The organism is Microcoleus sp. Pol17C6 (assembly GCF_036701145.1).
Taxonomy (GTDB): domain Bacteria; phylum Cyanobacteriota; class Cyanobacteriia; order Cyanobacteriales; family Microcoleaceae; genus Microcoleus.
The window spans coordinates 1-1,449 of record NZ_JAUBQH010000158.1 but is presented as its reverse complement, the minus strand read 5'-3'; the positions used below and the strand labels follow the sequence as shown (position 1 = coordinate 1,449).

General features: G+C 48.1%; 3 protein-coding genes. All 3 read left to right on the top strand.

The annotated features are described in order from the left end of the window. Positions 1 to 137: 137 nt before the first annotated feature. The 3 genes from QUA25_RS29155 to QUA25_RS29630 are packed head-to-tail and all read left to right on the top strand — an operon-like array spanning position 138 to position 1,181. Complete coding sequence (locus QUA25_RS29155) at positions 138 to 683, top strand: helix-turn-helix domain-containing protein (RefSeq protein WP_333043182.1); 546 nt, start codon at positions 138 to 140, stop codon at positions 681 to 683. A gap of 41 nt (positions 684 to 724) precedes the next feature. Beyond that, positions 725 to 946: a hypothetical protein gene (locus tag QUA25_RS29150; protein ID WP_333043180.1), complete on the top strand. Its 222-nt coding sequence runs from the start codon at positions 725 to 727 to the stop codon at positions 944 to 946. Next, the gene (locus QUA25_RS29630) at positions 855 to 1,181 is read left to right on the top strand and encodes a transposase (protein WP_445242261.1); all 327 of its coding nucleotides are present in this window, start codon (positions 855 to 857) and stop codon (positions 1,179 to 1,181) included. Before QUA25_RS29150 ends, QUA25_RS29630 begins: the two co-directional genes overlap by 92 nt. Positions 1,182 to 1,449: the final 268 nt, after the last annotated feature.

Genomic DNA, 1,449 nt, shown 5'->3' with positions numbered 1-1,449 from the left:
AATTTGAGAACTCCCGAACAATCCGAGCGTTGGAGTGATTTAATGCCATTGATGAGTTGGCAACTCTGGTTAGCTAGTACACTTGGGCGGGAATAGAGCTACCATTTATAGGTAGATGTAGAAGGTAGAACAGATCGATGCCCAGACTAGCCCCAAAGCCATTGCAATTGGCAGATGCAGAACGAGAGCAACTGTGGCAGATTGTCAACCGTCATCGGACTCCCCAGCAAATTGCCTTAAGAGCCAGGATTATTCTGTTAGCAGACGAAGGATACAATCATCGAGAAATCGCTCGTGCCCTCAACATCAGTCGAGAGATGGCTTCGTTGTGGCGTAATCGTTGGTTAGAGTTGAGTGTCAAGAATTTGGAAGTGGTGCAGCGATTAGCCGATGCCGAGAGACTTGGAGGTCCAATGACCTTCAGCTTAGAACAGATTCTTCAATTATTTGCGCTCGCTTGTGAGAAACCGGAAATCTATGGGCGACCGCTGAGTCATTGGAGTGCGCGAGAGCTAGCAGATGAAGCGCTCTTTCAAGGCATAGTCACCAGCATCTCCCCTCGCCATGTTGGGAGATTGATGGCAGAAGCCGATTTAAAACCGCACCAGTCACAATACTGGTTGAATCCCCCCCCGACCCACAGTTTGATGAAAAAATCAAAGACATCTGTGAGGTCTACCTGAGTGCAATAGAGCGTGCCGAGCGGGGAGAGCGGACGATTTCGATGGATGAGATGACAGGAATTCAAGCCATCGAGCGCAAGTCTTCCGACCGTGGAATGCGTCCCGGCAAACGGGAGCGGCGAGAATTTGAGTATATTCGCCACGGCACCCAAACATTAATCGCGAGTTTTGATGTTGCTCAAGGTCAGGTGGTCGCTGCGACCATTGGCGATACCCGAACGCTCGTTGGACTATCTGAGCCACGTCGAACACCTGATGGCTAGTGACCCTGATGCTGTCAAATGGCATCTGGTGATGGATTGTTTGAACACTCATCAATCGGAATCCTTGGTTCGGTTTGTGGCAAAATTTGAAGGGCTGGAGGTTCCTCTCGGGGTGAAAGGGGTATCGGGTATTCTTAAATCGATGCCAACTCGATCCGATTTCTTGCGTGACCCCACTCATAAAATCGTGTTTCACTTCACCCCCAAGCATTGTTCTACAGCGAGATCAGATTGAGATTTGGTTCAGTATTTTAGTTCGTAAGTTACTCAGGCGAGCCAATTTCATCAGTAAAGCTCAACTCAAAACCCGTCTCCTTGAATTCATCGATTACTTCAATTGCACAATGGCTAAACCCTTCAAATGGACTTATTCGGGCAAAGCATTGAAGCAATAATCAATGGTAGGTTAACTCCCGCCTACCTCTACTAGGGAGTTAGTGGTTGAGAATGTATTACTGCAGGCAATCTGCTAATATCAGTTTAACTCCTGGACGTGTTGCCCA

Bases quoted from the DNA above. Each gene is read 5' to 3' on its own strand.
- QUA25_RS29155 (WP_333043182.1), top strand. From the start codon at position 138: ATGCCCAGACTAGCCCCAAAGCCATTGCAATTGGCAGATGCAGAACGA.
- QUA25_RS29630 (WP_445242261.1), top strand. From the start codon at position 855: ATGTTGCTCAAGGTCAGGTGGTCGCTGCGACCATTGGCGATACCCGAA.
- QUA25_RS29150 (WP_333043180.1), top strand. From the start codon at position 725: ATGGATGAGATGACAGGAATTCAAGCCATCGAGCGCAAGTCTTCCGAC.